The 23776-nt window shown below is 70.1% G+C and carries 27 protein-coding genes; 13 read left to right on the top strand and 14 right to left on the bottom strand.

Annotated features, from left to right (window positions below):
• Positions 1-43 precede the first annotated feature (43 nt).
• From FFK22_RS26430 to proC, 3 genes are all read right to left on the bottom strand, one after another.
• Positions 44-685 (bottom strand): TetR/AcrR family transcriptional regulator, encoded by a 642-nt coding sequence (locus FFK22_RS26430; RefSeq protein ID WP_138887732.1) that lies wholly within the window; start codon positions 683-685, stop codon positions 44-46.
• A 111-nt stretch (positions 686-796) separates the two neighbouring features.
• Positions 797-1285 (bottom strand): YbaK/EbsC family protein, encoded by a 489-nt coding sequence (locus FFK22_RS26425; protein WP_138887733.1) that lies wholly within the window; start codon positions 1283-1285, stop codon positions 797-799.
• Positions 1285-2079 (bottom strand): pyrroline-5-carboxylate reductase, encoded by a 795-nt coding sequence (proC, locus tag FFK22_RS26420; protein ID WP_221938867.1) that lies wholly within the window; start codon positions 2077-2079, stop codon positions 1285-1287. The genes FFK22_RS26425 and proC overlap by 1 nt, the downstream gene beginning before the upstream one ends.
• A 211-nt stretch (positions 2080-2290) precedes the next feature.
• Between proC and FFK22_RS26415 the strand changes: the two genes are divergently transcribed.
• Complete coding sequence (locus tag FFK22_RS26415) at positions 2291-2785, top strand: hypothetical protein (protein ID WP_138887734.1); 495 nt, start codon at positions 2291-2293, stop codon at positions 2783-2785.
• Positions 2786-2788: 3 nt separating this feature from the next.
• Here the strand turns inward: FFK22_RS26415 and FFK22_RS26410 are convergent, their stop codons facing one another.
• Entirely contained in the window at positions 2789-3157 is a 369-nt protein-coding gene (locus tag FFK22_RS26410; protein WP_138887735.1) for an antibiotic biosynthesis monooxygenase, read from the bottom strand.
• Positions 3158-3290: 133 nt separating this feature from the next.
• On the opposite strand from FFK22_RS26410, the gene FFK22_RS26405 reads away from it, so the two are divergent.
• From FFK22_RS26405 to FFK22_RS26395, 3 genes are all read left to right on the top strand, one after another.
• Positions 3291-3731 carry a MarR family winged helix-turn-helix transcriptional regulator gene (locus FFK22_RS26405; protein WP_221938866.1) on the top strand — a complete coding sequence of 147 codons (441 nt, stop codon included), beginning with the start codon at positions 3291-3293 and terminating at the stop codon, positions 3729-3731.
• 261 nt (positions 3732-3992) lie between these two features.
• Complete coding sequence (locus FFK22_RS26400) at positions 3993-5033, top strand: catalase family peroxidase (RefSeq protein ID WP_138887737.1); 1041 nt, start codon at positions 3993-3995, stop codon at positions 5031-5033.
• The gene (locus FFK22_RS26395) at positions 5030-5605 is read left to right on the top strand and encodes a cytochrome b (protein WP_138887738.1); all 576 of its coding nucleotides are present in this window, start codon (positions 5030-5032) and stop codon (positions 5603-5605) included. Before FFK22_RS26400 ends, FFK22_RS26395 begins: the two co-directional genes overlap by 4 nt.
• Before the next feature lie 22 nt (positions 5606-5627).
• On the opposite strand, the gene FFK22_RS26390 is transcribed toward FFK22_RS26395, so the two are convergent.
• From FFK22_RS26390 to FFK22_RS26370, 5 genes are all read right to left on the bottom strand, one after another.
• Positions 5628-6659 carry an aldo/keto reductase gene (locus tag FFK22_RS26390; protein ID WP_138887739.1) on the bottom strand — a complete coding sequence of 344 codons (1032 nt, stop codon included), beginning with the start codon at positions 6657-6659 and terminating at the stop codon, positions 5628-5630.
• A 207-nt stretch (positions 6660-6866) separates the two neighbouring features.
• A complete protein-coding gene (locus FFK22_RS26385) occupies positions 6867-7448 on the bottom strand; it encodes a dienelactone hydrolase family protein (protein ID WP_138887740.1) in 582 nt (193 codons plus the stop codon).
• A 13-nt stretch (positions 7449-7461) separates the two neighbouring features.
• Complete coding sequence (locus FFK22_RS26380) at positions 7462-7914, bottom strand: cupin domain-containing protein (RefSeq protein ID WP_138887741.1); 453 nt, start codon at positions 7912-7914, stop codon at positions 7462-7464.
• Between the two features lie 471 nt (positions 7915-8385).
• Positions 8386-8895 (bottom strand): YbjN domain-containing protein, encoded by a 510-nt coding sequence (locus FFK22_RS26375; protein WP_138887742.1) that lies wholly within the window; start codon positions 8893-8895, stop codon positions 8386-8388.
• Positions 8896-9076: 181 nt separating this feature from the next.
• Positions 9077-9451 (bottom strand): accessory factor UbiK family protein, encoded by a 375-nt coding sequence (locus tag FFK22_RS26370; protein ID WP_138887743.1) that lies wholly within the window; start codon positions 9449-9451, stop codon positions 9077-9079.
• A gap of 121 nt (positions 9452-9572) precedes the next feature.
• Here FFK22_RS26370 and lgt point away from each other — a divergent pair, with 121 nt between their 5' ends.
• The 4 genes from lgt to FFK22_RS26350 all read left to right on the top strand — a co-directional run bounded on the left by lgt (position 9573) and on the right by FFK22_RS26350 (position 13423).
• Positions 9573-10403 (top strand): prolipoprotein diacylglyceryl transferase, encoded by an 831-nt coding sequence (gene lgt, locus FFK22_RS26365; RefSeq protein ID WP_138887744.1) that lies wholly within the window; start codon positions 9573-9575, stop codon positions 10401-10403.
• Positions 10400-11482, top strand: a complete 1083-nt coding sequence (locus tag FFK22_RS26360) for a class I SAM-dependent methyltransferase (protein ID WP_221938865.1) — start codon at positions 10400-10402, stop codon at positions 11480-11482. The genes lgt and FFK22_RS26360 overlap by 4 nt, the downstream gene beginning before the upstream one ends.
• A 52-nt stretch (positions 11483-11534) precedes the next feature.
• Positions 11535-12302: a peptidoglycan editing factor PgeF gene (gene pgeF / locus FFK22_RS26355; RefSeq protein ID WP_138887745.1), complete on the top strand. Its 768-nt coding sequence runs from the start codon at positions 11535-11537 to the stop codon at positions 12300-12302.
• Positions 12303-12490: 188 nt separating this feature from the next.
• Positions 12491-13423 carry a ribose-phosphate pyrophosphokinase gene (locus tag FFK22_RS26350; RefSeq protein WP_138887746.1) on the top strand — a complete coding sequence of 311 codons (933 nt, stop codon included), beginning with the start codon at positions 12491-12493 and terminating at the stop codon, positions 13421-13423.
• Between the two features lie 60 nt (positions 13424-13483).
• On the opposite strand, the gene FFK22_RS26345 is transcribed toward FFK22_RS26350, so the two are convergent.
• Positions 13484-13993, bottom strand: a complete 510-nt coding sequence (locus tag FFK22_RS26345; protein WP_186002657.1) for a type I secretion C-terminal target domain-containing protein — start codon at positions 13991-13993, stop codon at positions 13484-13486.
• A 153-nt stretch (positions 13994-14146) separates the two neighbouring features.
• Between FFK22_RS26345 and FFK22_RS26340 the strand changes: the two genes are divergently transcribed.
• Positions 14147-15193 (top strand): nicotinamidase, encoded by a 1047-nt coding sequence (locus FFK22_RS26340; RefSeq protein ID WP_138887748.1) that lies wholly within the window; start codon positions 14147-14149, stop codon positions 15191-15193.
• Positions 15194-15196: 3 nt separating this feature from the next.
• Here FFK22_RS26340 and bioB read toward each other — a convergent pair whose 3' ends face one another.
• Together bioB and FFK22_RS26330 are read right to left on the bottom strand one after the other, a co-directional pair.
• Positions 15197-16195 (bottom strand): biotin synthase BioB, encoded by a 999-nt coding sequence (bioB, locus tag FFK22_RS26335; protein ID WP_138887749.1) that lies wholly within the window; start codon positions 16193-16195, stop codon positions 15197-15199.
• Positions 16192-16749: a biotin transporter BioY gene (locus tag FFK22_RS26330; RefSeq protein WP_138887750.1), complete on the bottom strand. Its 558-nt coding sequence runs from the start codon at positions 16747-16749 to the stop codon at positions 16192-16194. Before FFK22_RS26330 ends, bioB begins: the two co-directional genes overlap by 4 nt.
• A 124-nt stretch (positions 16750-16873) precedes the next feature.
• On the opposite strand from FFK22_RS26330, the gene FFK22_RS26325 reads away from it, so the two are divergent.
• A complete protein-coding gene (locus tag FFK22_RS26325; protein WP_138887751.1) occupies positions 16874-17530 on the top strand; it encodes a GntR family transcriptional regulator in 657 nt (218 codons plus the stop codon).
• Positions 17531-17533: 3 nt separating this feature from the next.
• On the opposite strand, the gene bmt is transcribed toward FFK22_RS26325, so the two are convergent.
• Positions 17534-18550, bottom strand: coding sequence for a betaine--homocysteine S-methyltransferase (gene bmt, locus FFK22_RS26320; protein ID WP_138887752.1), 1017 nt, complete (start codon positions 18548-18550; stop codon positions 17534-17536).
• 209 nt (positions 18551-18759) lie between these two features.
• On the opposite strand from bmt, the gene mbfA reads away from it, so the two are divergent.
• On the top strand, positions 18760-19716 hold the full coding sequence (mbfA, locus tag FFK22_RS26315; RefSeq protein ID WP_138887753.1) for an iron exporter MbfA: 957 nt from the start codon (positions 18760-18762) through the stop codon (positions 19714-19716).
• Here mbfA and FFK22_RS26310 read toward each other — a convergent pair.
• Complete coding sequence (locus tag FFK22_RS26310) at positions 19713-21242, bottom strand: trimethylamine methyltransferase family protein (protein ID WP_138887754.1); 1530 nt, start codon at positions 21240-21242, stop codon at positions 19713-19715. The two genes, mbfA and FFK22_RS26310, sit on opposite strands and share 4 nt — an antisense overlap.
• 189 nt (positions 21243-21431) lie before the next feature.
• Here FFK22_RS26310 and FFK22_RS26305 point away from each other — a divergent pair, with 189 nt between their 5' ends.
• Positions 21432-22556, top strand: coding sequence for a 2OG-Fe(II) oxygenase (locus FFK22_RS26305; RefSeq protein WP_138887755.1), 1125 nt, complete (start codon positions 21432-21434; stop codon positions 22554-22556).
• Between the two features lie 127 nt (positions 22557-22683).
• Positions 22684-23772, top strand: a complete 1089-nt coding sequence (locus FFK22_RS26300) for a helix-turn-helix transcriptional regulator (RefSeq protein WP_138887756.1) — start codon at positions 22684-22686, stop codon at positions 23770-23772.
• Positions 23773-23776 lie beyond the last annotated feature (4 nt).

Below are 23776 nucleotides of genomic sequence, written 5' to 3'. Positions count from 1 at the left end.
TGCGCCGCAGCAAAGCTGTCATTCAGCGCAGCGCGACTCTCAATCAGTGCAGCGTCGGCTCCTGCCCGGCCGAGGCCGGCGGCTGGACCGGCGATTCCGCCTGGCGCTCGCCGCGGCGGCGGCCGAAGGTGTTCTGCCACTGCTCGGCCTGGCGCAGCCGCTGGTCCAGCGCCTTCATGGTGCGGTCGAGATCCGGCGAATCATCCTGCTCCCAGGCCCGCAGCACGAGGCCGTAGATCAGGCACAGCGCCTGCACCCGCGCCCGGCCGAGCAGCCCGGCGGTGGAGATGCCGGCGGATTGCAGCGTCCAGCGCATCGACAGCTCGAGCTGCCGCGCCTGCAGCAGGGTGGCCAGCGGGTCGAGCCGCAGGTCGCGCAGGATCGCCTTGACCCCGGCGCGATGGGCCGACAGCACGTCGAAGCGGCGCATCACCAGATCGAACAGCCGGTCGCGCGGGCTTTCATCGGCGCCCGGCAGGCCTTCGGACAGCACCGCCTGGTCGATCATCCGGCTGAACCCCGCCAGCAGCTCCGGCTTGGTCGGGCAGTGGCGGTACAGCGCCGACATCGGCACCCGCGCCGCCTGGGCGACATCCGCCAGGGTCAGGGCACGCCACCCCTTCTCCGCCGCCAGGTCGACCGCGGTGGTGACGACATGGTTCGCAATATCGGCCTTCTTCGGCATGGTCCCGGCCCTCGCGCTTGGCCTTGCGGCCCCCCGCGCCGGCCCCGCACGGAACCGACGCAATCGGTTCCAATCTAGCGCAATTCGGCAGGAAGGCGAGCCGGCACCGATTCAGCGCTTCGCGATGTCCGAGACCACGCCGCCGGTCAGGGCCACCAGCTGCTCCGGGGTTAGGGCGAAGACCGAGTTCGGCGTCCCGGCCGCGGCCCAGATCCGCGGCAGCGCCAGCAAGTCGCGGTCGATCACCACATGCGGCGGCACGGCGTGGCCGACCGGGGCGACGCCGCCGATGGCGAAGCCGGTGGCGTCACGCACGAAGCCGGCATCGGCGCGCTCGATCCGGGCACCGTCGATCCGGTCCCTCAGCGCCGCGGCCACCGCCGCCTCGTCGACCCGATTGACGCCGCTGGCGATCACCAGCACCGGCCGGGCGCTGCCGCGGGCGCGGAACACCAGCGACTTGGCGATCTGCGCCACATCACAGCCGATCGCCGCCGCGGCATCGGCCGAGGTGCGGGTCGAAGAGTCGAACACCCGGATCTCGAGCGCGTGCCCCGCAGCCGCCAGCGCCGCGGCGACCCGCTCTCCGCTGCTCGCCATCAAGCCAGCTCGCGGCCGCGGCGCGTCGCTGCGGCGACAGCCTTGGTCATCAGCGGCTGCAGCCCGTCTGGCGCCATCAGCACGTCGAGCGCCGCCTGGGTGGTGCCCTTCGGGCTGGTCACGGCGATGCGGAGGTCGGCGGCGCTCTCGGTCGCGGCGCCGGCCAGAGCGCCGGCGCCGACCACGGTCTGCCGCGCCAGCTGCATGGCGAGATCGGCGGGCAGGCCGGCGGCGCGGCCGGCTTCGGCCAGGGTCTCGATCAGGTAGAAGACATAGGCCGGGCCGCTGCCGGAGACGCCGGTGACCGCGTCCATCAGCGCGTCGTCCTCGATCCAGGCGGTCTGTCCGGCGGCCTGCATCAGGCTCTCGGCGCGGCGACGCTGGTCCGGCGTCACCGCGGCATTCGCCACCAGGACGGAGATGCCCTGGCCGATGGCCGCGGGGGTGTTCGGCATGGCGCGGACCACCGCGGCCGCCGCCCCCAGCCCCTGCTCGAGATAGGCCAGGGTGCGGCCGGCGGCGATCGACAGGAACAGCGTGCCGGGACCAGAGAAGCGGCGATAGGCCGGCAGCGCCTCGGGCATCATCTGCGGCTTCACCGCCAGCACCACCACCTCCGGCGCGAGGTCGGCCGGCAGGCCGGCGGCGTCGCGGACATGGTGCAGCCGTGGATCGGCGAGGCCGAGATCCGCCGGCTCCACCGCCCAGATCCGGTCGGCGGCGTTGCCCGCCAGCCAGCCCTTGACCAGCGCGCTTCCCATCCGGCCGCAGCCGACCAGCAAGAGATCGGACACCCTGTCGCTCCCCGTTCCATCGAGACGCGCCATCATGGCGCCGCCGTGGATGGGCGCAAGGTTCTTCGCGGCCCGGCGCGCACCGGATGCCGGAACATGGACGGATGTTCTGCATTTCTTAAGCTGCGGAGATCCCGGCTTTGCCGGAGATTGAGGCTCACGGTTCCCGTCGCCGGGTCATCGCCCGGCGCCGAAGTTGGAGAGCGAAGCCATGGTCACCCTCCCCCGCGCGGCTGCCGCGCTTCTCGCCAGCCTGGTGGCCGCGTCGCCCACCTGGGCCCAGACCACCGTGATCCAGCCCACCATGCCGCCCTCGGCGACCGTGCCCCCGGCGACCGTGCCGGAGAAGGCGATGCCCTATCCGGTACCGCCCGACACCCGGGTCGAAGAGCCGCGCCGGTCGCCGGTGGCGCCCGACCTGCGCCATCCCGCGGTCTCGGCGGTCGCGGGCGGCGCGGCCCCGACCGATCCGCGCGAATACGCGACCAGCACGCCGATCACCGTCACCGGCCGGATCGACGGCGTCTCCCGCCGCGACGGCGTGACCTCGTTCCGCTTGCAGACCCCGACCGAGGCCTGGACCGTGGTGGTGCCGCCCGACCAGCCCGGCCGGGTCGCCAGCGGTCGCCGGGTCACCGTGGTCGGGTACCCGCATGTCGAGATCCGCAACCAGCTGCTGGCCCAGAGCGTCGCCGCCGGCAAATAGCGGCTAGGCGACGCAGATGCCCGGCACCGCGATCTTCTGGAACAGATGCGGCGACGCGACGGCCGAGGCCGGATAGGCCGAGAGCTTCGCCCGGAACTCCGGATTCATGAAGGCGGCCCGGAAGTCGGCGGTCGAGTCCCAGACGGCATAGTTCAGATAGGTCGGGCTGTCTCCGACCGCGCGGTGCAGCTGGGTCGAGATGAAGCCCGGCTGGCGCTTCATGATCTCGGCATCGCCCCGCCAAGCCTGGAGGAAGGCCTGCTCGTCGGCCGGGTCCATGGTGAAGACGTTGACCAGCACGACCGGCGAGGCCTCGATAGCGATCTGCCGGTCGATCGGGAAGGTAGGATCGAGCGGACGCATCTGTGACATGACATTCTCCGTCCAATATGGTTGCATGATGTCAATCTGGAGTGACCGCAACACACCACATTGACATTATGATGTCAATATCACCGTATGGTGACATATGATCGAGCCGACGCGAACGCCGGCGGGGACCGCCTTGACCGATCTCTTCCTCGACCTGTTCAGGCTCAACAACCGGGTGCTCGCCGCGGGAGATCGACTGATCGCCGGGCTGGGCCTGACCAGCGCCCGCTGGCAGGTCCTCGGCACCATCGTCGCGGCGGACCGGCCGCAGCCGGTAGCGTGGCTGGCGCGCGACATGGGCGCCAACCGCCAGAACGTCCAGCGCATCGTCAACGACCTGGCGGCGGAGGGGCTGGTGGCGTTCCAGCCCAACCCGCATCACCGGCGGGCACAGCTGGTGGTGCTGACCAACAAGGGGCGAGAGATCTTCGACGCCGCCATGCGCCTGCAGGCGCCCTGGGTCGACGGGCTGGCCGAAGGGCTCCGGGTCGAGGACATCGCGACGACGCACGGCGTCATGACGGCGCTGCGCCGCAAGCTGGAAGCCAGCGGGGATGCCCGCGAGCAGGACTGACCTATCCCTAGGTATGGGCCGCCCTGATCGCATGTCCGATAATCCGGGCGGGCTCGGTCCGCTATCGTCTCAATGCACAGCGGCTCTCCCCCCGACACCGCTGATGTCCACCGCCCGCCACTGTCCCTGCCCCCCCGACAGTGGCGGGCGCCCCTTCCGGACGGCAAAGTGAATTTCAGGCTGGGCAACCTTTCCACCTCGTCCGACGAAAAGGCAATGCCCTCGGAGCGAGGGCTCGAGTCCCTGCACAGAGAGGATGGAATGCAGCAACGATCGCCCGGGCGCTCGGCTCTCGGGTCGCTGGTCTTGATCGCCGCCGTCGTCGGCGTCGGCGGCGCAGCCTTCGCCTATACGGCGGGTTGGCTCTCGCCCCAGCGCCTCACTCCCAACAAGCTGGTGGCGGCACTGGCGCCGCCCGGCGGCGCGGCGCCCGGCCATCGCCGCAACCACGCCAAGGGCATCTGCTTCACCGGCGTGTTCGAGTCCAACGGCGCCGGGGCGGAGCTTTCAAAGGCCCAGGTCTTCGCCAAGGGCCAGTACCCGGCCCTCGGGCGCCTCAACCTCGCCACTCCCAATCCGAATGCCGCGGATGCCACGGTCCGCGTGCGCGGCATCGGGCTGCGCATCGCGACGCCGGACGGGCAGGAATGGCGCAGCGCCATGATCGATCCGCCGGTCTTCCCGGTGGCGACGCCGCAGGACTTCTACGAGCTGCTGACCGCCTCCGGCAGCAAGGACCCGGAGGCGATGAAGACCTTCGCCGCGGCGCATCCGTCATTCGGCGCCTTCGTCGCCTGGGCGCAGAGCGCGCCCTGGACCGGCAGCTACGCCGAGGACCGGTTCAACAGCCTCAACAGCTTCGTCTTCACCGATGGGTCCGACGCCGACCACACGGTGCGCTGGTCGCTGCTGCCCGCGGCGCAGACCGTGCCGGTGGCCCCGGAGGAGTTGGCGAAGCTCGGCCCCGATTTCCTCGACCAGGACATCGTCAAGCGCGTCGCCGCCGGGCCGCAGCGCTGGACCCTGGCGGTCACGGTCGCCAATCCGGGCGACCCGACCGCGGACCCGACCAAGGCCTGGCCGGCGGATCGCCGCACCGTCGAGGTCGGCACGCTGGTGGTGCAGAAGATCGAACCAGAGCTGGACGGCCCGTGCCGCGACATCAATTTCGACCCCACCGTGCTGCCCGCCGGCATCAGGACCTCGGATGACCCGTTCCCGGCCGCGCGGTCGGCCGCCTATGCCCGGTCCTACGATCTCCGCACCGCGGAACACGACGCCTATCCGGGAGCCAAGCCATGACCTCGGGTCGCCGGCACTTCACCGCGTTCCAGCGCCTGCTGCACTGGCTCATGGCCATCTGCATCCTGGCCATGCTGTTCATCGGCGTCGGCATGGTGTCCACCGTCATGCCGAACCATCTGACGCTGGTGGCGATCCACAAGCCGCTCGGCATCGCCATCCTGGTGCTGGTGCTGATCCGCCTGGGGCTGCGCCTGCGCTACGGCGCGCCGGCGCTGCCGGCCGACCTGCCCGAGCCGATGAAGCTGGCCGCGCATCTGTCGCACTATGCGTTTTATCTGCTGATGATCGGCATGCCGCTGATCGGCTGGGGCATGCTGTCCGCCGCGGCCTATCCGGTGGTGCTGTTCCAGGGCGTGACCCTGCCGCCGATCCTGCCGCAGGATGCCGGCCTGCATGCGCTGCTGTGGAGCGCGCATGTCTACCTGGCCTTCGCCTTCTTCGCGCTGATCCTGCTGCATGTCGCAGCGGCGCTGTTCCACGCCCTGGTGCGACGCGACGGCGTGTTCGAGGCGATGGCCTCCGGGCCGGCCCGCGACGGCACCGCCCCGCCCGAGCGCCGGGCGGTCTGAACGGGGCGGCGCTGGCCGCGGGTCAGCGCCCTCCTTCGATCTTGCGGCGGCGCTGGTTGATGCCGCCGGTGCCGTAGGGGTATTCCGCCATCTCGGGCCGGCTGACCGCGTCAAGCGTGGCGATCTCGTCGCCGGTCAGCGCCAACTTTGCCGCGCCCAGGTTGTCGGCCAGTTGCGCCTGCGTGCGGACGCCCAGGATGACCGAGGTCACCGCCGGCTGCGCCGCGACCCAGGCCAGCGCCACCTGCGCCATGCCGACGCCGCGCGCCCTGGCGATGTCCTCGACCGCGCCGATCACCGCCCAGGTCGTCGATCTGGCGTTGCGGGCGTCATAGGCTTCCATGCCGCGCTGCGGGTTCTCGCCCAGGCGGGTGGCGCCGGTCGGCATCTGGTCGCGCTTGTATTTGCCGGACAGCCAGCCGCCGCCCAGCGGCGACCACGGCAGCAGCCCGATCCCGGCATCGAGCGCCGCCGGCACGATCTCGTGCTCGATGTCGCGGACCAGCAGGTTGTATTGCGGCTGCAGCGTCACCGGCGGCGCATAGCCGTTGGCCTTGGCCAGCCACACCGCCTTGGTCAGTTGCCAGCCGAGGAAGTTCGAGAAGCCGTAATAGGCAATCTTGCCGTTGCGGACCGAATCGTCGAGGAAGCGCAGCGTCTCCTCCAGCGGCGTCAGCGCGTCCCAGGCGTGCATCTGGTAGAGATCGACCTGCTCGACGCCCAGGCGCCGCAGCGAGGCGTCGAGCGCCGCCCCCAGATGCTTGCGCGACAGGCCCAGATCGTTTGGCCCCGCGCCCATCGGGAACCGGCCCTTGGTGGCGATCACCAGGTCCTGGGCGATGCCCGGCCGGCTCTTCAGCCAGCGGCCGATGATCTCCTCCGACACGCCGGCGCTGTAGACGTCGGCGGTGTCGAGGAAATTGCCGCCGGCCTCGACATAGTCATTCATCAGCGCGAAGGACGTGGCCTCGTCGGACTCCTTGCCGAAGGTCATGGTGCCGAGGCAGTACGCCGTCACCACCGCGCCGCTGTTGCCGAGCTTGCGATATTCCATGGTCTTGCTCCCGTCGGGATGTCGGAACCGGGCCGAGCGCCCGGGCCGCGGCCCGGTGCCGGCGTCTGCTGGAGAGGCAAAACGAATGTGGACCCGGCCGGCCGCCTGCCGCGTCGGGATCGCAGACAGAATGGAATGCCGCTCTAGATGGGACAAATAGATTGTGCAGATCCGATTGATCGGATTCCCAGCACAATCGATGGCGGGTCAGACGCGATCCAGGAGCCCGAGCACCCGTCTGGTCAGCAGCGCGGTCGCCGCCGCGTCATAGGACGGCAGCGAGCTGTCGGCGAAATAATGCTGGTCGCCCGGATACAGGAACAGCTCCGCATCCTCGACCTTGGCGACGATCTCGCGGGCGGCGTCGACGTCGCCCTCGCCGACGAAGACCGGGTCGGCGTCCATGCCGTGGATCTGGACCGGCACACCGTCCGGCCAGGGCCCGAAGGCCCAGTCGCCGCTGATCGGGATGCAGGAATAGAACAGCAGGGCTCCGCGCGCTCCCGGCCGGGTCTGGGCCAGCTTCTGCGCCGGCAGCACGCCGAAGGAGAAGCCGACATAGACCAGCCCGGGCGGCAGGGCGTCGGCGATGCGGACGCCACGCTCCCGCAACTCGTCGAATCCGGCCTGGTGGATGAAGGCCATCCCCTCCTCGATGCTGCCGAAGGTCCGCCCGTCGAACAGGTCGGGCGCGTGCACGGTGTGGCCGGCGGTCCGCAGCACGTCGGCGAAGGCGCGCAGTCCCGGGGTCAGCCCCTGGGCGTGGTGGAACATCAGGACCTCGGTCATCGTCACCTCCGGGTCAGTAGGGCGTGCCGTCCTTATGCAGGAACCGGCCGTCGGTGCTGGGGCTCATCATGTCGACGTCTGAGCAGGTGATCACGTCCTCGGGCGAGCGCGAGCCGACCTCGAGATAGACCGCCATGGCGCCCGACCGGTTGATCATGTGGTGGCCGTTGCCGGAGTTCTTCGGAAAGGCCGCGCAGTCGCCGGCGCGAAGCACTGTCTCGCCGCCATCCTCGACCAGCACAACTTCGCCCTGCAGCACATAGACGAACTCGTCCTCGGCCGAATGCCAGTGGCGCTGGCTGGACCAGCCGCCCGGCGGCAGGCGCATCAGGTTGACCCCGAAATCGGCAAGCCCCGCGGCATCGCCCAGGCGCTGCCGGATGCGGTCGGCGCAGGGGGCGTCAAAGGGGGACGGATAACCGGAGCCCTTGCGCTCCGGCACGGCGGCGATATCGATCTTGGGCATGCGCACTCCCCACGATCAGCGCAGTGCCGACCTAGCACGATTCCGCGCGAGAGGGCACGGTCGTCGTCCGCCGGCCGGAACCCCGGCCGTGCACCTGCCGGGGACAGGACATGGCGAGAACTGATTTCGCTGGACTTTTTGTTCCTGTTATGTTCTATTTTTGGAATGGTCAATGACATCAAAGCCGGAACTCCCTCTGTCGCCCCGCCGCCCCCGGACGAGCGGGACGCCGAGGTGCTGTCCGAGTTGAGGGAGCTCGGCCTGGAGCTGGCCCGCGCCTTCCAGGCCCAGGCCGTCACCGCCGTGCAGACCGGCGATCCCGACCGCGCCGGCCGGGCCGAAGCCGGCTTCAACCGCACCGCCCTGGGCGTCCGCCGCGCCATCGCGCTATCTCTCAGCCTCCGCACCACGAAAAAGCCCGGCTTCGCGAGAAGCCGGGCTCATCGTCAGGGCCGCATCGGCCGAACCGCGTCAGGCTTCGCCGACCGTGTCCAGGATCGCGGCGGAGACCGCCTCGCTGGCGCTCTTGCCGCCCCACAGGATGAACTGGAAGGCGGGGTAGAAGCGCTCGCACTCGGTCAGCGCGATGTCGACCAGGTCCTCGAGCTGCTCCTGGCTTGCCGCCTGGGCGCCGCGCAGCAGCGTAGTATGCCGGAACATCGGCGTCAGCTCCTCAGAGTCGACGTCGAAATGGCCGAGCCACATCCGCTCGTTGATGATGCCGAGCAGCTCCGCCACGTCGCGGCGCTTCTTCTCCGGCACCTTCAGGTCGAACTGGCAGGAGAACTGCATGGCGCTGATCTCCTCCTGCCAGAAGAAGAACAGGCGATAGCTGCACCACCGGCCGGCGACCTCGGCCAGCATCTCCTCGTTGCTGGCGCGCTCGAAACTCCAATCATTGGCGCCGATGATTTCCTCGAGCGTGTCGAGGGGGTTTTGGGTGAAGGCGGCTTCCTCGAAGGTCTGGGACGCTGTGGTCATGATCCTCCGCTCCCGTACCGCGGCGATGCGCACCGGTGGCGCTCGCGCTCGGCCAATACCCAATGTGTAGTGGTGTTAACCATTACAGCCTTTCCAAGACGACGGTCGCACAAGGGCTTGATGGGCGCAATCGATATGCTCCGCCGTCGCGATAAAAGTTGTGGATGATTTGTGACGAAATTCAGTCTGCAACCTTGGCCCGAGGCCTGCGGCCCTTCGGCGCAGGGGCCTCCGCCGGGGCGGCCTTGGCCTTGCGGGCAGGCTTGGCGGCCGCGGTTGCAGCTGCCGGGGCCGCCCGCTTCGGAGCCGCAGGCTTGGCCGCGGCTTCCAGCGCCGCCACCCGGGCGGCCAGCAGCTCCTGCTCCTCGCGCGCCCGCTGGGCCAGGGCGCGGACGATCTCGAACTCCTCGCGGGTAACCACGTCGAGCCGCGACAGGACGTGCTCGAACTGCTCGCGCAGGCGGGTCCTCGCCTCCTCGCGCACGCCGGCGACGGCACCGAAGGCTCCGGTCGCGACGCGGACCAGATCGTCGATCAGCTTGGTGTCGAAGGGCATGTCGGGCGGTATCCGGAACAAATCATCATCATCAGGCAATATGGCGGCCGGTTCCCCGCGTTGCAACACGCTGGACCGCGCGCCTATAAGGCACGCTCCGCCACCCGGAACGGGAACAGACATGGGTTGGTTCGATCCGGTCGCCCTGCAGATCGGTCCCATCGCGATCCGCTGGTACGCGCTCGCCTACATCGCCGGCTTCATCCTGGGCTGGCGCTATGCCCTGTGGCTGACCCGCCGCACCACGCTGCCGCCCGACCGGATGGCGCTGGACGACTTCCTGACCTGGGCGGTGGTCGGCACCATCCTGGGCGGCCGGCTCGGCTATGTCCTGTTCTACAATCTCGACGAGTATCTGGCGGAACCGCTGTCGATCCTGGAGATCTGGCATGGCGGCATGTCCTTCCATGGCGGCTTCCTCGGCGTCACCGCCGCGATCATCCTGTTCGCCCGCAGCCGCGGCTTCTCGCCCCTGCTACTGGGCGACGTGGTCGGCGCCGCGGCGCCGATCGGCCTGTTCTTCGGCCGCATCGCCAATTTCGTGAATGGCGAGTTGTGGGGCCGCGCGGTGACCGAGCCATGGGTGACCTGGGGCATGGTGTTCCCGAATGCCGGGCCGGCGCCACGGCACCCCAGCCAGCTGTACGAGGCGGGGCTGGAAGGGCTGCTGCTGTTCCTGATCCTGCTGCCGCTCGCCGCCAGCCCGCGCATCCGGGCCAAGCCGGGCATCGTGCTGGGCACCTTCATCGCCTGGTACGGGCTGTCGCGCTTCCTGGTCGAGTTCGTGCGCGAGCCGGATGCCCAGCTGGGCTATCTGATGGGCACCGACTGGTTCACCCGGGGCCAGCAGCTGTCGATCCCGATGATTCTGATCGGTCTCGCCGTCGTGCTGTGGGCGGCCCGCCGACCGGCGGTCGAGGCCCCTGCCCCGGCCCCCTCGCCGAGCACGTGACCCCGCTGCTCGACCTGCTGCGCCGCCGCATCGCCGTCGACGGCCCGCTGACGGTGGCGCAGTACATGGCCGAGGCGCTGGGCCATCCGCGGCATGGCTACTACATCCGGCAGGACCCGCTGGGCGCCGCCGGCGACTTCACCACCGCGCCGGAGATCAGCCAGGTCTTCGGCGAGCTGATCGGGCTGTGGTGCGCCGACCTGTGGCAGCGGATGGGCGCGCCCGACCCGGTGCTGCTGGTCGAGCTCGGCCCCGGCCGTGGCACGCTGATGCAGGACGCGCTGCGCGCCATTGGCCGCGCCGCGCCCGGCTTCCGCGCCGCGCTGCGGCTGCATCTGGTCGAGACCAGCCCGGCCCTGCGGGCGGCCCAGGCGGCGCGGCTGCCCGATGCGGATCCGGTCTGGCTGGACCGGCTGGCCGACCTGCCGGACGGGCCGGCGCTGGTGGTCGCCAACGAGTTCTTCGACGCCCTGCCGATCCGGCAATGGCAGCGCGGGGCCAAGGGCTGGCACGAGCGGCTGGTCGGCTGGGACGAGACCGCCGGCCGGCTGCGCTGGGAGCTGTCGGCCCGCGCCGACCCCGGGCTGGCGCTGATCCCGGAGTCGGTGCGGGGCGCATCGGAGGGGTCGATCGCCGAGGCCTGCCCGGCCGGGCTGTCGCACGCCGCCCTGCTCGGCCGGCGCCTGACGCAGCAGGGCGGGGCTGCGCTGATCGTCGATTACGGCCCTGCCAGCAGTGCGCCGGGCGACAGCTTTCAGGCGATCCGGCGCCACGCCTTCGCCGATCCGCTGGAGGCGCCGGGCGAGGCCGACCTGACCGCCCATGTCGATTTCCAGGCCCTGGCCGCCGCCGCGACCCAGGCCGGCGCCGCCGCCCATGGCCCGGTGACCCAGGGCGCATTCCTGGAGTCGCTGGGGCTGCACGCCCGCGCGGCGCAGTTGAAGAACGCCTCCCCGGCCCGCGCCGCCGAGATCGACGCTGCGGTCGAGCGCCTGGCCGGGCCGCAGCAGATGGGCACGCTGTTCAAGGCCCTGGCCCTGACCGCGCCCGGCCTCGGCGCGCCGGCGGGGTTTCCGTGACCGCGCCGGCGATGCTATTCCGTCCTCGTCCGCATCGGCCGGAGCCCGCCTCGTGATCACCGTCGACGCCCTCGCCCTGCCCGGCATCGGCCATGGCTTCTTCCCGCGCACCGGCGGCGTCAGCGAGGGCATCTTCGCCTCGCGCAACTGCGGCTTCGGCTCCGGCGACCGGCGCGAGGCGGTGGCCGAGAATCGCGACCGCTGCCGGCGCGAGCTGGGGCCGGCCGAGACGCTGCTGACCGTCTACCAGGTGCACAGACCGAACGTCGCGACCGTGACCGGGCCCTGGACGCCGGAGTCGTCGCCCCAGGCCGACGCCATGGTCACCGACCGGCCCGGCCTGGCGCTGGGCATCCTCACCGCCGACTGCGCGCCGATCCTGTTCGCCGATGCCGAGGCCGGGGTGATCGGCGCCGCCCATGCCGGCTGGAAGGGCGCGCTCGGCGGCGTCACCGACGCCACCGTCGCGGCGATGCGGGCGCTCGGCGCGGTGCCGGAGCGGATCGCGGCGGCCGTCGGCCCCTGCATCGGCCCGGACAGCTACGAAGTCGGCCCGGAATTCCGCGACCGGTTCCTGGCGGAGGACCCGGACAGCGCCGGCTTCTTCCGCATCCCCGGCAGCGGCGCCGGGCCTCGGCCCCATTTCGACCTGCCGGGCTATGTCGCGCATCGCCTGCGCCGCGCCGGGCTGCGCGACGTCACCGTCACCGGGCTCGACACGCTGGCGCGCGAGGACCAGTTCTTCAGTTATCGCCGCACCACTCTGCGCAAGGAGCCGGACTATGGCCGGCAGATCTCGGCGATTCTGCTGACGGGCTGAGAACCATGCCGCATCTGATCACGCTGTTCCTATTCATCGTCGTGGCGCTGCTCGGCGGCTGCGTGCTGATGATGATGTGACAATTCGGGGTCAGGGTTGCGCGAAGTCCGTTTACACCCCGGTGCGCGCGGGATATACGCAGCCGCATCCGGCCCCGGCCACCGCCCGAGACCACCGAGCCGCTCCCTATGAAAATCATCGCCTGCAACAGCAATCGCCCGCTCTGCGAGGCGATCGCTGCCTATTTGCAAATCCCGCTGACCAAGGCACCGATGCGGCGCTTCGCCGACATGGAGGTCTTCGTCGAGATCCTCGAGAACGTCCGCGGCGAGGACGTGTTCGTGATCCAGCCGACCAGCTTCCCGGCGAATGACAATCTGATGGAGATGCTGGTCACCATCGACGCGCTGCGCCGCGGCTCGGCCCGCCGGATCACCGCGGTGATGCCCTATTACGGCTATGCCCGGCAGGACCGCAAGACCGGCCCGCGCACGCCGATCTCGGCCAAGCTGGTGGCAAACCTGATCACCCGCGCCGGCGCCGACCGGGTGCTGACCCTCGATCTGCATGCCGGCCAGATCCAGGGCTTCTTCGACATCCCGCTGGACAACCTGGTGGCCGCGCCGGTGTTTGTGAAGGATATCCGCAGCCGCTTCTCCAGCGACAACCTGGTCATCGTCTCGCCCGATGTCGGCGGCGTGGTCCGCGCCCGGCAGGTGGCGCAGCGCCTGGACGCCGACCTCGCCATCATCGACAAGCGGCGCGAAAAGGCCGGCGTGTCCGAGGTGATGAACGTGATCGGCGACATCGACGGCCGCCGCTGCATCCTGATCGACGACATCGCCGACAGCGCCGGCACCCTGTGCAACGCCGCCGTCGCCCTGATGGAGCGCGGCGCCTCCGAGGTCTACGCCTATATCAGCCACGGCGTGCTGTCGGGCGGCGCCGTCGCCCGCGTCGGCGCCTCGCCGATCAAGGAGATGGTGACGACCGACAGCATCCTGGCCACCGAGGCGGTGCGGCTGAGCCATAATGTCCGCCAGCTCACCATCGCCCCCCTGATGGCCGAGGCGATCCTGCGCATCGCCGAGGAGAAGTCGGTCTCCAGCCTGTTCCAGTAAGAAGAACCTGCTGTCATGGATGCGGGCCGGCCTCCTGGAGGCCGGCCCGTCGCGTTTCCGCTACAGCGTGAAGTCCCCGGCGACCAGGGTCAGGCGGCCGGAGAGGACGATGTTGAAATCGGAGACGCCGTCGCCATTGACGTCGCCGGAAAGGACGGTGTCCGAGCCGCTGTGGAAATAGTGCAGCTCACCGGCATGGTGGGTGTAGGCGCCGGTGCCGAGGAAACGGAAGGCCTGGTTGCCGGCCGCGCCGATGCCGGCGTCGATGCCCGACAGGTCGATGCGGTCGCCCTGGGCGTGGCTGAAATCGGTGATCCGGTCGGCATTGGCCCCGATCACGCTGTCGCCGAGGGCAGTGTACTGGAAGCGGTCCGTCCCAGCGCCGCCGGTGAGCGTGTCCTTGCCGGCCCGGCCGACGAGCAGGTCGTTGCCGTTCCATCCCTGCAGCACATTGGCGCCAGCGTTGCCGTAGAGGCTGTCGCTGCCCTGGCTGCCGGAGACGTTCTCGACGCCGAACAGGGTGTCGCCCTGGGCCTCGCCGCCGCTGCCAACGCTGACCCCTGTCGGCATGCCGCATCCCGGGCCGATCGACGTCCGCATTTGCCGTTCAAGGTGGCGAAACGGGCGCTAGGACAGCAATCCCCGACGATTGGGGGATGGACGGACGGCCTTTCCATGGCCCTGCCCCGCTGACTAATCTGTCGCGGCAGCACTGGGGCCGGCATGAGCGCGACACTCCCTCCCTTCTTCGATCCGGCCCAGGCCGGAGACTGGTCGTATCGGCCCGATCTCAAAGCCTTGCGCACCGCGGCCGAGCGCTGGCGCGGCGAGGTCAAGACGGCCGGAGGGGGACGGACCGACCTGCTTCTGATCGACCTGCAGCGCGATTTCTGCCTGCCGGAGGGCGCGCTCTATGTCGGCGGCCGGACCGGGCGCGGCGCGGTCGAGGACACGGCGAGGATCGCCGCCTTCATCCACCGCAACCTCGGCGCCCTCGACCGGATCGTCCCGACCTTCGACACCCACACGCCGCTGCAGATCTTTCACCGTTCGTTCTGGATCGACACCGACGGTCGCGCCCCCGAGCCCTTCACGGTGATCACCGAGGAGATGCTGGCCGGCGACATGCTGCGGCCGAGCCCGGGCGTGCTGGCGCTGCTGCCCGCCAATGCCGCGGCAGAAGGCGCGGCCTGGGTCGAGCGGCAGCTGCTGCACTATGTCCGCAGCCTGGCACGGCAGGGCCGCAACGCCCTGATCATCTGGCCCGACCACTGCCTGATCGGGTCGGAGGGCCACGCCATGCCGGGGCTGGTCCAGGAGGCCTGGCTGTTCCACGCCATGCTGCGCAACGCGCCCACGCCAGTCATCATCAAGGGCGACGATCCCTGGAGCGAGAGCTATTCCGCCTTCGCGCCGGAGGTGCCGGACCGCTGGGACGGCGGGCGGCTGGTGAAGCCGCTGAATGATACGGCGCTGCTGGAACTGTTGCGCGCCGACCGGATCGTGATCGCCGGCCAGGCCTCCAGCCATTGCGTACACTGGTCGGTCGACGACCTGCTGGCCCGAATGCGGATTCTCGATCCGGGGCTGCCGGGCCGGATCTACGTCCTGCGCGATTGCATGTCGGCAGTGGTCGAGCTGGACGCCGATGGCCGGCCGATCCCGGCGCTCGACTTCACCCCGCAGGCCGAGGAGGCCTTCGCCCGCTGGGCGGAGCTCGGCGTCCATATCGTCGAATCCGTCCAACCGATGGCGGCGTGGCCGCGATAAGAGTCAGGCCGGCGCCAGCCCTCCGGTCACCGCCCTGAGCCCGAGCTTGTCCAGCAGCCGGGCATCGCGATCGAGCCCCGGATTGGCCGTGGTCAGCAGCACGTCGCCGAGGAAGATCGAATTGGCGCCGGCCAGGACGCACAGCGCCTGCAGCTCGTCGCTCATATATTGCCGACCGGCGGAGAGCCGGACCACGCTGCGCGGCATCAGGATCCGCGCCACCGCGACCAGCCGGACGAAGCCGATCGGGTCGGGCTTCTCCGCCGTCTCCATCACCGGCGTCCCCGCCACCTCGTTCCACAGGTTCATCGGCACGCTCTCCGGATGCGGATCCATCCTGGCCAGCAGCAGCAGCAGGCCCAGCCGGTCGTCGACCGTCTCGCCCATGCCGACGATGCCGCCGCAGCACACCTTGATGCCGGCGGCGCGCACATGCTCCAGCGTCTCCAGCCGGTCCTGCAGCGTTCTTGTGGTGATGATCCGGCCGTAGAATTCCGGCGAGGTGTCGACGTTGTGGCTGTAGTAGTCGAGCCCCGCCGCCTTCAGCCGGTCGGCCTGTGACCGGGTCAGCATGCCGAGGGTGACGCAGGTCGACATCCCGAGCGCCTTGACCCCCGCCACCATCTCGCAGACCCGGTCGAGGTCGCGGTCCTTCGGGCTGCGCCAGGCCGCGCCCATGCAGAAGCGCCCGGCCCCGGCGGCCTTGGCCTGGGCCGCCCGCTCCACCACCGCCCTGGCCTCCATCAGCCGCGTCGCCCTGACCCCGGTGTCGTAGCGGACGCTCTGCGAGCAGTAGCCGCAATCCTCCGGGCAGCCGCCGGTCTTGATGCTGAGGAGGCTGGCGGTCTCGATCGCCGCCGGATCGAAGCTCGTGCGATGGACGATCTGGGCCCGGTGCAGCAGCTCCGGAAACGGCAGGCCGTACAGCGCCTCGGCCTCGGCCCGCGTCCAGTCGAACCGGATCGCGGGCCTGGAACCGGAGCTGGCGTCAGTCGCCGTCACGCGGCCCGCCGGACGCGGCGCAGGGCGACGGTCACCGCGGCGGCCAGCAGCACCTTCAGCGCGTCGCCGATCAGGAATGGTGCGACGCCGGTTGGGATCACGGCCGACCAGCCGGTGAACTGCGCCAGCCAGAGGCAGCCGAGGAGATAAATCACACCGAGCCCGACCAGCATCGGGACAGCGGTGGCGACCATCCCGCCCGGGCGGCGCCAGATCCACTCGCCGGCCAGGAAGGCGGCGACGACGAAGCCGAGCAGATAGCCGCCGGTCGGACCGACCAGCGACGCCAACCCGCCGCTGCCGCCGGCCAGGACCGGCAGGCCGACCGCGGCTTCCGCCAGAAACGCTGCGACCATCGCCGCCGCCAGCCGACCGCCGACCAGCCCGGCCAGGAGGAGGGTGGCGCAAACCTGCATGGTCATCGGCACCGGCCAGAACGGGATCTGGATCTGGCCGCTGAGCGCCATCAGCAGGCTGCCGCCGATGATGGCGCCGGGAACGCGCCAGCCGGCCAGGGCGGGTGCGGACGAGGATGCTTCGACGGGAGAACTCATGACTGACCCCTCAAGATCATAGATAATTTCTTGGATTGATCTATGATTGTTGCGACTCGGCGGAGTTTAGAGCTCAGATCCGCAGCACGCACTGGTTTAGTCAGTAGATAATCTATGATCCGAAATGCCAAGCACTGATACTTCCCAGCAGACCGTCGCCGACCGGATCGCCCGGAGCCTGGCGGAGCGGATCGTGACCGGCGAGTTGGCGCCGGATGCGCCGCTGCGCCAGGACCACATCGCCCATGAGTTCGGATCGAGCCATGTGCCCGTCCGCGAGGCCTTCCAGCGCCTGCAGGCCCAGGGGCTGGCGGTCAGCGAGCCGCGGCGCGGCATGCGCGTGGCGCCGCTGGACGAGCGGTCGATGCGCGAGGTCGTGGAGATCCGGGCGGCGCTGGAGGTGCTGGCGCTGCGCCATGCCGCCCGCCGGCTGACGCCGCTGCAGATCGAACGGATCGACGAGGCCGTCGCGGCGGGCGACCGGGCGCAGTCCTTCGCCGAATGGGAGGCAGCGAACCGCAGCTTCCATCGCGAGCTGGTGGCAGCCTGCCGGATGCCGCGACTGATGGCGATGCTGGCCGAGCTGCAGCTGGCCAATTCCCGCTTCACCTTCGCTGCGACCCGGTCGGCCGGCTGGCAGCCGCGCTCGAACCAGGACCACCGGCAGATCCTGGATGCGCTGCGGCGCGGCGCCGTCGACCAGGCCGCCGCGCTGCTGGGCAGGCATATCCAGACCCTGGAGCGGGTCGGTGGCGCTTCCGCGGATCCTCCGGGACGCTGAGGATCAGGCCCGGCGGCGCCGGCGGCCCTCGCGCTCACCGCCGCCTTCGATCGGACGGCCGGACTGGGTCTTGATCGGACCGAGCAGCCGCTCGACCGTCTCGACATCCGGCACCGGGCCGCGTTCGGTGCCGCTCACCGCGGCGACCATGGCCCGGATATGCTCCGGCGTCGTGCCGCAGCAGCCGCCGATGATCCGTGCGCCGGCGTCGCGCGCCAGCACGGCGTAATCGGCCATGATCTGCGGCGTGCCGTCATAGACGATGGCGCCCTCGCGATACTGCGGGATACCGCAATTGCCCTTGGCGACGATGATGTCACCGGTCTCCGACGCGCGCACCAGGCCGAGGATGCTGTCCAGCAGCTGAGCCGGGCCGATGCCGCAATTGGCGCCGAAGGCGCTGGGCCGGCAGGCGCAGTTGCGGCCATGGGTGATCGCCGCCTCCGGCGTCAGCCCCATCATGGTGCGGCCGTTGGTGTCGAAGGTCATGGTCGAGACGATCGGCAGGCCGGTGCGCGACGCGCCCTCGATCGCCGCCTGGATCTCCTCCGCCGCCGAGATGGTCTCGATCCACAGCACGTCGACACCGCCCTCGGCCAAGGCCTCGGCCTGCTCGGCGAAGGCGGCGACGCCCTCCTCGTAGCTGAGCGCGCCGACCGGCTGGAAGATGTCGCCGGTCGGCCCCATCGAGCCGGCGATGATCACCGGCCGGTCGAACTCCTCGGCCACCGCCCGGGCGATGCGGGCGCCGGCGACGTTCAACTCGCGCACCCGGCCCTGGGCGCTGTGCAGCGCCAGCCGCCGCGCATTGCCGCCGAAGGTGTTGGTCAGGATGATGTCGGAGCCGGCCTCGACGAAGCCGCGATGCACCACCTGCACCCGCTCCGGCCGCTCGATGTTCCACAGCTCCGGGCTGTCGCCCGTCTCCAGCCCTTGGGCGAACAGGCCGGTGCCCATGCCGCCATCGGCGAACAGGATCGGCTTGGCGGCGAGGAGATCGTGGAAACGGGTGCTGGACATGGCCGGACCTTCCTGGAAACCGCGGCGGGCGCAGAGCGACGGTACCGCCGGGCTGATGCGAACTCCATCTAAATATAAGGACATCGTTATGAATTTATATCTCCCCTGCGACACCGGCTCGCCCGGCCTCGCCGCGCTGCGAGTCGTTCGTCATTGCCTTTGCCCGCTGCCCAGCGGAGAAGCGGAAGGTGGGCGAAGCGGAGACGGCGATGAAGGATTTCTCGGAGCTGACCGAGCGGGAGCTGCTGGCGCTGGCGATCGCGCTGGAGGAGGAGGATGCGCGGATCTATGGCGATTTCGCCGAGGGCCTGGCCGCCGACTTCCCGTCCTCGGCTGCCGTGTTCCGCGGCATGTCGCGGGAGGAGGACGGGCATCGCCACCGGCTGCTCGAGCTCTACAAGGGGCGCTTCGGCGACCACATCCCGCTGATCAACCGCCATGTCGTCCGCGGCTTCATCCGCCGCCGACCGGTCTGGCTGGCCCGGCCGCTATCGCTGGACACGGTGCGCAAGCAGGCCGAGGCAATGGAGGCGGAGACCCGGCGCTTCTACGAGCGCGCCGCCAGCCGTGCCACCGACGCCTCGATCCGCCAGCTGCTGGGCGACCTGGCGGCGGAGGAGCGGCGGCACGAGCATGTCGCCGGGCAGCTGGGGGAGAAGCACGTCCCGGCCAAGGTGCAGGCGCGCGAGGGCGAGGACGAGCGCCGGCTGTTCGTGCTGCAGATCGTGCAGCCGGGACTGGCCGGGCTGATGGACGGGTCGGTCTCCACCCTCGCCCCGCTGTTCGCCGCGGCCTTCGCCACCCATGACAGCCTCGACACCTTTCTGGTCGGCCTCGCCGCCTCGATCGGCGCCGGCATCAGCATGGGCTTCGCCGAGGCGCTGTCGGATGACGGCAGCCTGACCGGCCGTGGCCGCCCCTGGCTGCGCGGCCTGGTCTGCGGCGGCATGACCGCGCTGGGCGGCCTGGGCCACACCTTGCCCTACCTGATCCCGGATTTCCGCGTCGCCACCGGCATCGCCGTCGCCGTGGTGGCGGTCGAGCTGGCGGTAATCTCCTGGATCCGCCACCGCTTCATGGACACACCGCTCCTGTCTTCCGCCTTCCAGGTCGTGGTCGGCGGCGTGCTGGTGTTCCTGACGGGGATATTGATCGGCAGCGCCTAATCGCTCGGCACCCCGCCCTCCTCCTTGCGCTTCGCCACGAAGGCGTCGAGCTCCTCGGCGATGGCGGGGTCGAGCGGCGGCGGCTCGAACTCGGCGAGGATGCGCTTGTACAGCTGATGCGCCCGCTGGGTGGCATCCGGTGCCCCGGCCTCCTGCCAGCTCTCGAAATTGCGCCAGTCGGACAGCAGCGGCGCGTAGAAGGCTGTCTCGTACCGCGCCAGGGTGTGCTGGCAGCCGAAGAAATGGCCGCCCGGCCCGACCTCGCGGATGGCGTCGAGGCCGAGCGTGTCGTCGTCGACCACGATCGGCTGCAGGAACTCGGTCATCGTCTGCACCAGCTCGGCATCGATGATCATCTTCTCGAAGCTGGCGCGCAGGCCGCCTTCGAGCCAGCCGAGGCTGTGCATGATCATGTTGGCGTGGCCCTGCACCGCCGCCCACAGCGACACCATGCTTTCATAGGTCGCCTGTACGTCGACCGCGTTCGAGGCGTTGGCGTTGGAGGAGCGGTAGGGCAGGCCGTAGCGCCGCGCCAGCTGGCCGCCGGCCAGCGCAGCCTTGGCATATTCCGGCGTGCCGAAGGCCGGCGCCCCCGACTTCATGTCGACATTCGAGGTGAAGCCGCCATACATCACCGGCGCGCCCGGCTTGACCAGCTGGATCAGGGCGATGGTCGCCAGCGCCTCGGCGTTCTGCTGCGCCAGCGCCCCTGCCAGAGTCGCCGGGGCCATTGCGCCGGCCAGGGTGAAGGGCGTGACGGTGACGATCTGCCCCGCCTTCGCCATCTCGATCAAGCCCTCGATCATCGGCCCGTCCAGCCGCAGAGGCGACGAGGTGTTGACCACCGTGAACAGACTGGGCTCGCGCTGCAACTGCTCACGGCCGACCCCGCGGGCGATGCGGGCGATCTCGATGCCGTCGCGCATCCGCACCCGACCCAGCGCATAGGCGTGGAACGGCTTGTCCGACAAGGTGACGAAGGCGCGCAGCGCGTCGAGGTGCCGGGTGGACGGATGCAGGTCGACCGGCTCGACCGGATAGCCGCCGAAGATATGCATCGCGTTGAGCGACTGGCCGAGGCGCAGCAGATTGCAGTAGTCGCGATAGTTGCCGATCCGGCGCCCGCCCTCGATGTCGGAGACGTTCGGGGCGGAGCCGACCGAGGCGAAGACGATCGAGCGGCCACCGATCCGGACGTCCCGCTCCGGATTGCGGGCGTGGAAGGTGTAGGCGGAGGGCGCCTTCGCCACCGCCTCCAGCACCAGGCCCCGGTCGAATCGCACGCGGCGGCTGCCCGGCGTGGTCTCGGCGCCGGCGCGGCGCAGGATCTCGATCGCTTCGTCGTGCAGGAAATCCATCCCGATCTCTTCCAGGATGGTCAGCGAGGCGTCGTGAATGCGCTCGATCTGGTCCGGGCGCAGCACCTCGACCGGCGGCATCGGGTTCTCGACCAGCTGCCAGGGACGCTGGTGGAGGCCGCCCGCACCATCACGGCGTCGGCGGGGCGTGGTGCGGCTGCGGCTCATCCTGACCTCGTCTCGATTTCGGGCGACTCCCGACGCTCAACCGTGGCACGGCGGGCGTGGAGGCACGCCGCCCGGATTCGCCATGCAGCAACGTCAGCGCGACATGTGACATCGGACACGACGGCGGCCATAATCCTGCTGTATTATGCGAGCAGCTCTCAACTGGACTGTATTTTCGTGGAGGATTGAATGCCCCGTCTGCTGGAGCCCGGCGATCCCGTTCCGCTCTTCGTGGTCCCGACGCCGCAGCGGCCGGATTTCCGTTTCGATACGGTGGCCGGGCGCTACGTCGTCCTCAGCTTCTTCGGCTCGGCCGGCGACGCGCAGTCGGCACGGCTGTTGTCGGCGATCGCGGCCGAGGTCGGGCCGTTCAACGACGGCCATGCCGCCTTCTTCGGCGTCAGCCAGGACAAGGACGATGCCCAGCCGGGACGGCTGCCGACCCGCGTCCCCGGTCTGCGCCACTTCTATGATTTCGATCGCAAGATCGCTGCCTCCTACGGCGTCGACCAGCGGAAATTCAGCTACGTGCTGTCGCCCGGCCTGCGCGTGCTCGCCCGCTTCCCGATCGAGGACGGCGTGGAGCATGCCAAGCAGCTGACGGACTTCGTCAGCCGGCTGCCGCCGCTGACCCGGCTGGGCACGGCCACGCCTGGCGCGCCGGTGCTGACGGTGCCTTATCTGTTCGAGCCGGAGTTCTGCCGCGCCCTGATCGACTACTACAAGAAGGTCGGAGGCGAGGAGAGCGGCTTCATGCAGTCGCTGCCGGACGGCCGCACCGCCGCCGCGGTCGACCATGCGCACAAGAAACGCAAGGATGCGACGATCGAGGACGAGCCGCTGCGCCTGGGCATGAAGGCCCGGATCGAGCGGCGCCTGGTGCCGGAGATCAAGAAGGTCTTCCAGTTCAATGCCACCCGGATCGAGCGCTACATCGTCGCCTGCTATGATTCCGGCGAGGGCGGCTATTTCCGCGCCCATCGCGACAACACCACCAAGGGCACGGCGCATCGCCGCTTCGCCGTCACCATCAACCTGAACGCCGATGAGTTCGAGGGCGGCGAGTTGCGCTTCCCGGAATACGACCGCCACAGCTACAAGGCGCCGACCGGCGGGGCGGTGGTGTTCTCGTGCTCGCTGCTGCACGAGGCGCTGCCGGTGACCAAGGGCACGCGGTACTGCACCCTGCCCTTCCTCTATGACGAGGAGGGCGCCAAGATCCGCGAGCAGAACCTGTCCTATTTCGCCGATGACGACCTGCGCAGCCAGCTCGAGCGCAACCTGCTGAGCAAGGAGGCGAAGGCCGCCGGCTGACCGAAGGGAGCACCCGCTGGCTGCTGCCGGTTGCGGCGCGCCCTTCATCGATGATCGGCGCGGGCCACGCTCGGCCCGGTTTGGTGTAAATTCTCCCTGAACGGTCGGCACGGCTGGGGCCTCAGGGATGCTTCGGTTCGACGCGGTGCATCGTGCGGTCGAAGGAGTGATGGAGGGGGCGCTGATCGGCGCCCCCTGGGACGAGCCGCTGCTCGATCTCGCCCTCGCCGCCGAGGCCGCCGGCGCCACCTTGGTGCGGACGCAGCCGGGGTCCAGGGACATCGTGCTGCCGACCCGGTCGATCGCGGCCCCGGTCGCCGAATACAATGCCGGTCTGCATCCGCCGGATCCCCGCACCCGGCGCGTGGTCATGACGCTGGATGAGGGTTTCAAGACCGACTTCGACCATTTCGCGACGGAGGAGATCGAGCGGGACCCGTTCTATGCGGAGTTCCTGCGCCCGCGTGGCCTGCGCTGGCACGCCTGCACCCTGATCGCCGGCACCCCGGGCGACGGCGTGTTCCTGAGCCTGAAGCGCTCGCCGATGCGGGACCCGTATCAGGGCGAGGAGATCGCGGCGCTGGACCATGTCCTGCCGCGGCTGCGCGCGGCGGCGTTGATCGCGCCGGCGATGGCCGAGACCCGGGCCGAGGACCAGGCGCAGATCTTCCAGCGCCGCGGCGAAGGCGTCTTCCATCTCGACCGGCAGGGCCGGGTCCTGCGCATGAACGCGGTCGCCGAGGGCATGCTGGGCCACGCCGTCCGGCTGGCCGCCGGGCGCCTGACCGCCTGCTTCGCCGACGAGCAGCCGGGCGTGAACCGGATCGTCACCGCGGCGACGACGCTCGGCCAACCCGGCCTCGTCCGTCTGACCAGCACGGATCCGGCATCCCGCCCGCTGCTGCTGGCGCTGCCGAATATCGGCGCCGGCCGCGATGTCTTCGCGGCGACCGCCGCCCTCGCCGTCCTGGTCGATGCCCGGCGGCATCCGGTGATGGCGCCGCCGCTGCCGCGGCCGGTCCGCGACGCCTTCGGGCTGACCCCGACCGAGAGCGGCGTTGCCGCCCTGCTGGCCGTAGGCCTGTCGCCCGGCGCCATCGCCGACCATCTCGGCATCGGACGCGGCACCGTCCGCAACCATCTGAAGGCGGTGCTGCACAAGACCGAGACGACCCGGCAGGCCGAGCTGGTGGCGCTGCTCTCGCGGCTCCAGTGAAGGC

It is taken from the genome of Mycobacterium sp. KBS0706 (genome assembly GCF_005938675.2).
Lineage (GTDB): Bacteria > Pseudomonadota > Alphaproteobacteria > DSM-16000 > Inquilinaceae > Inquilinus.
Note: the sequence above shows the minus strand (reverse complement) of the source record. Positions and strands in the feature narration are given on the sequence as shown.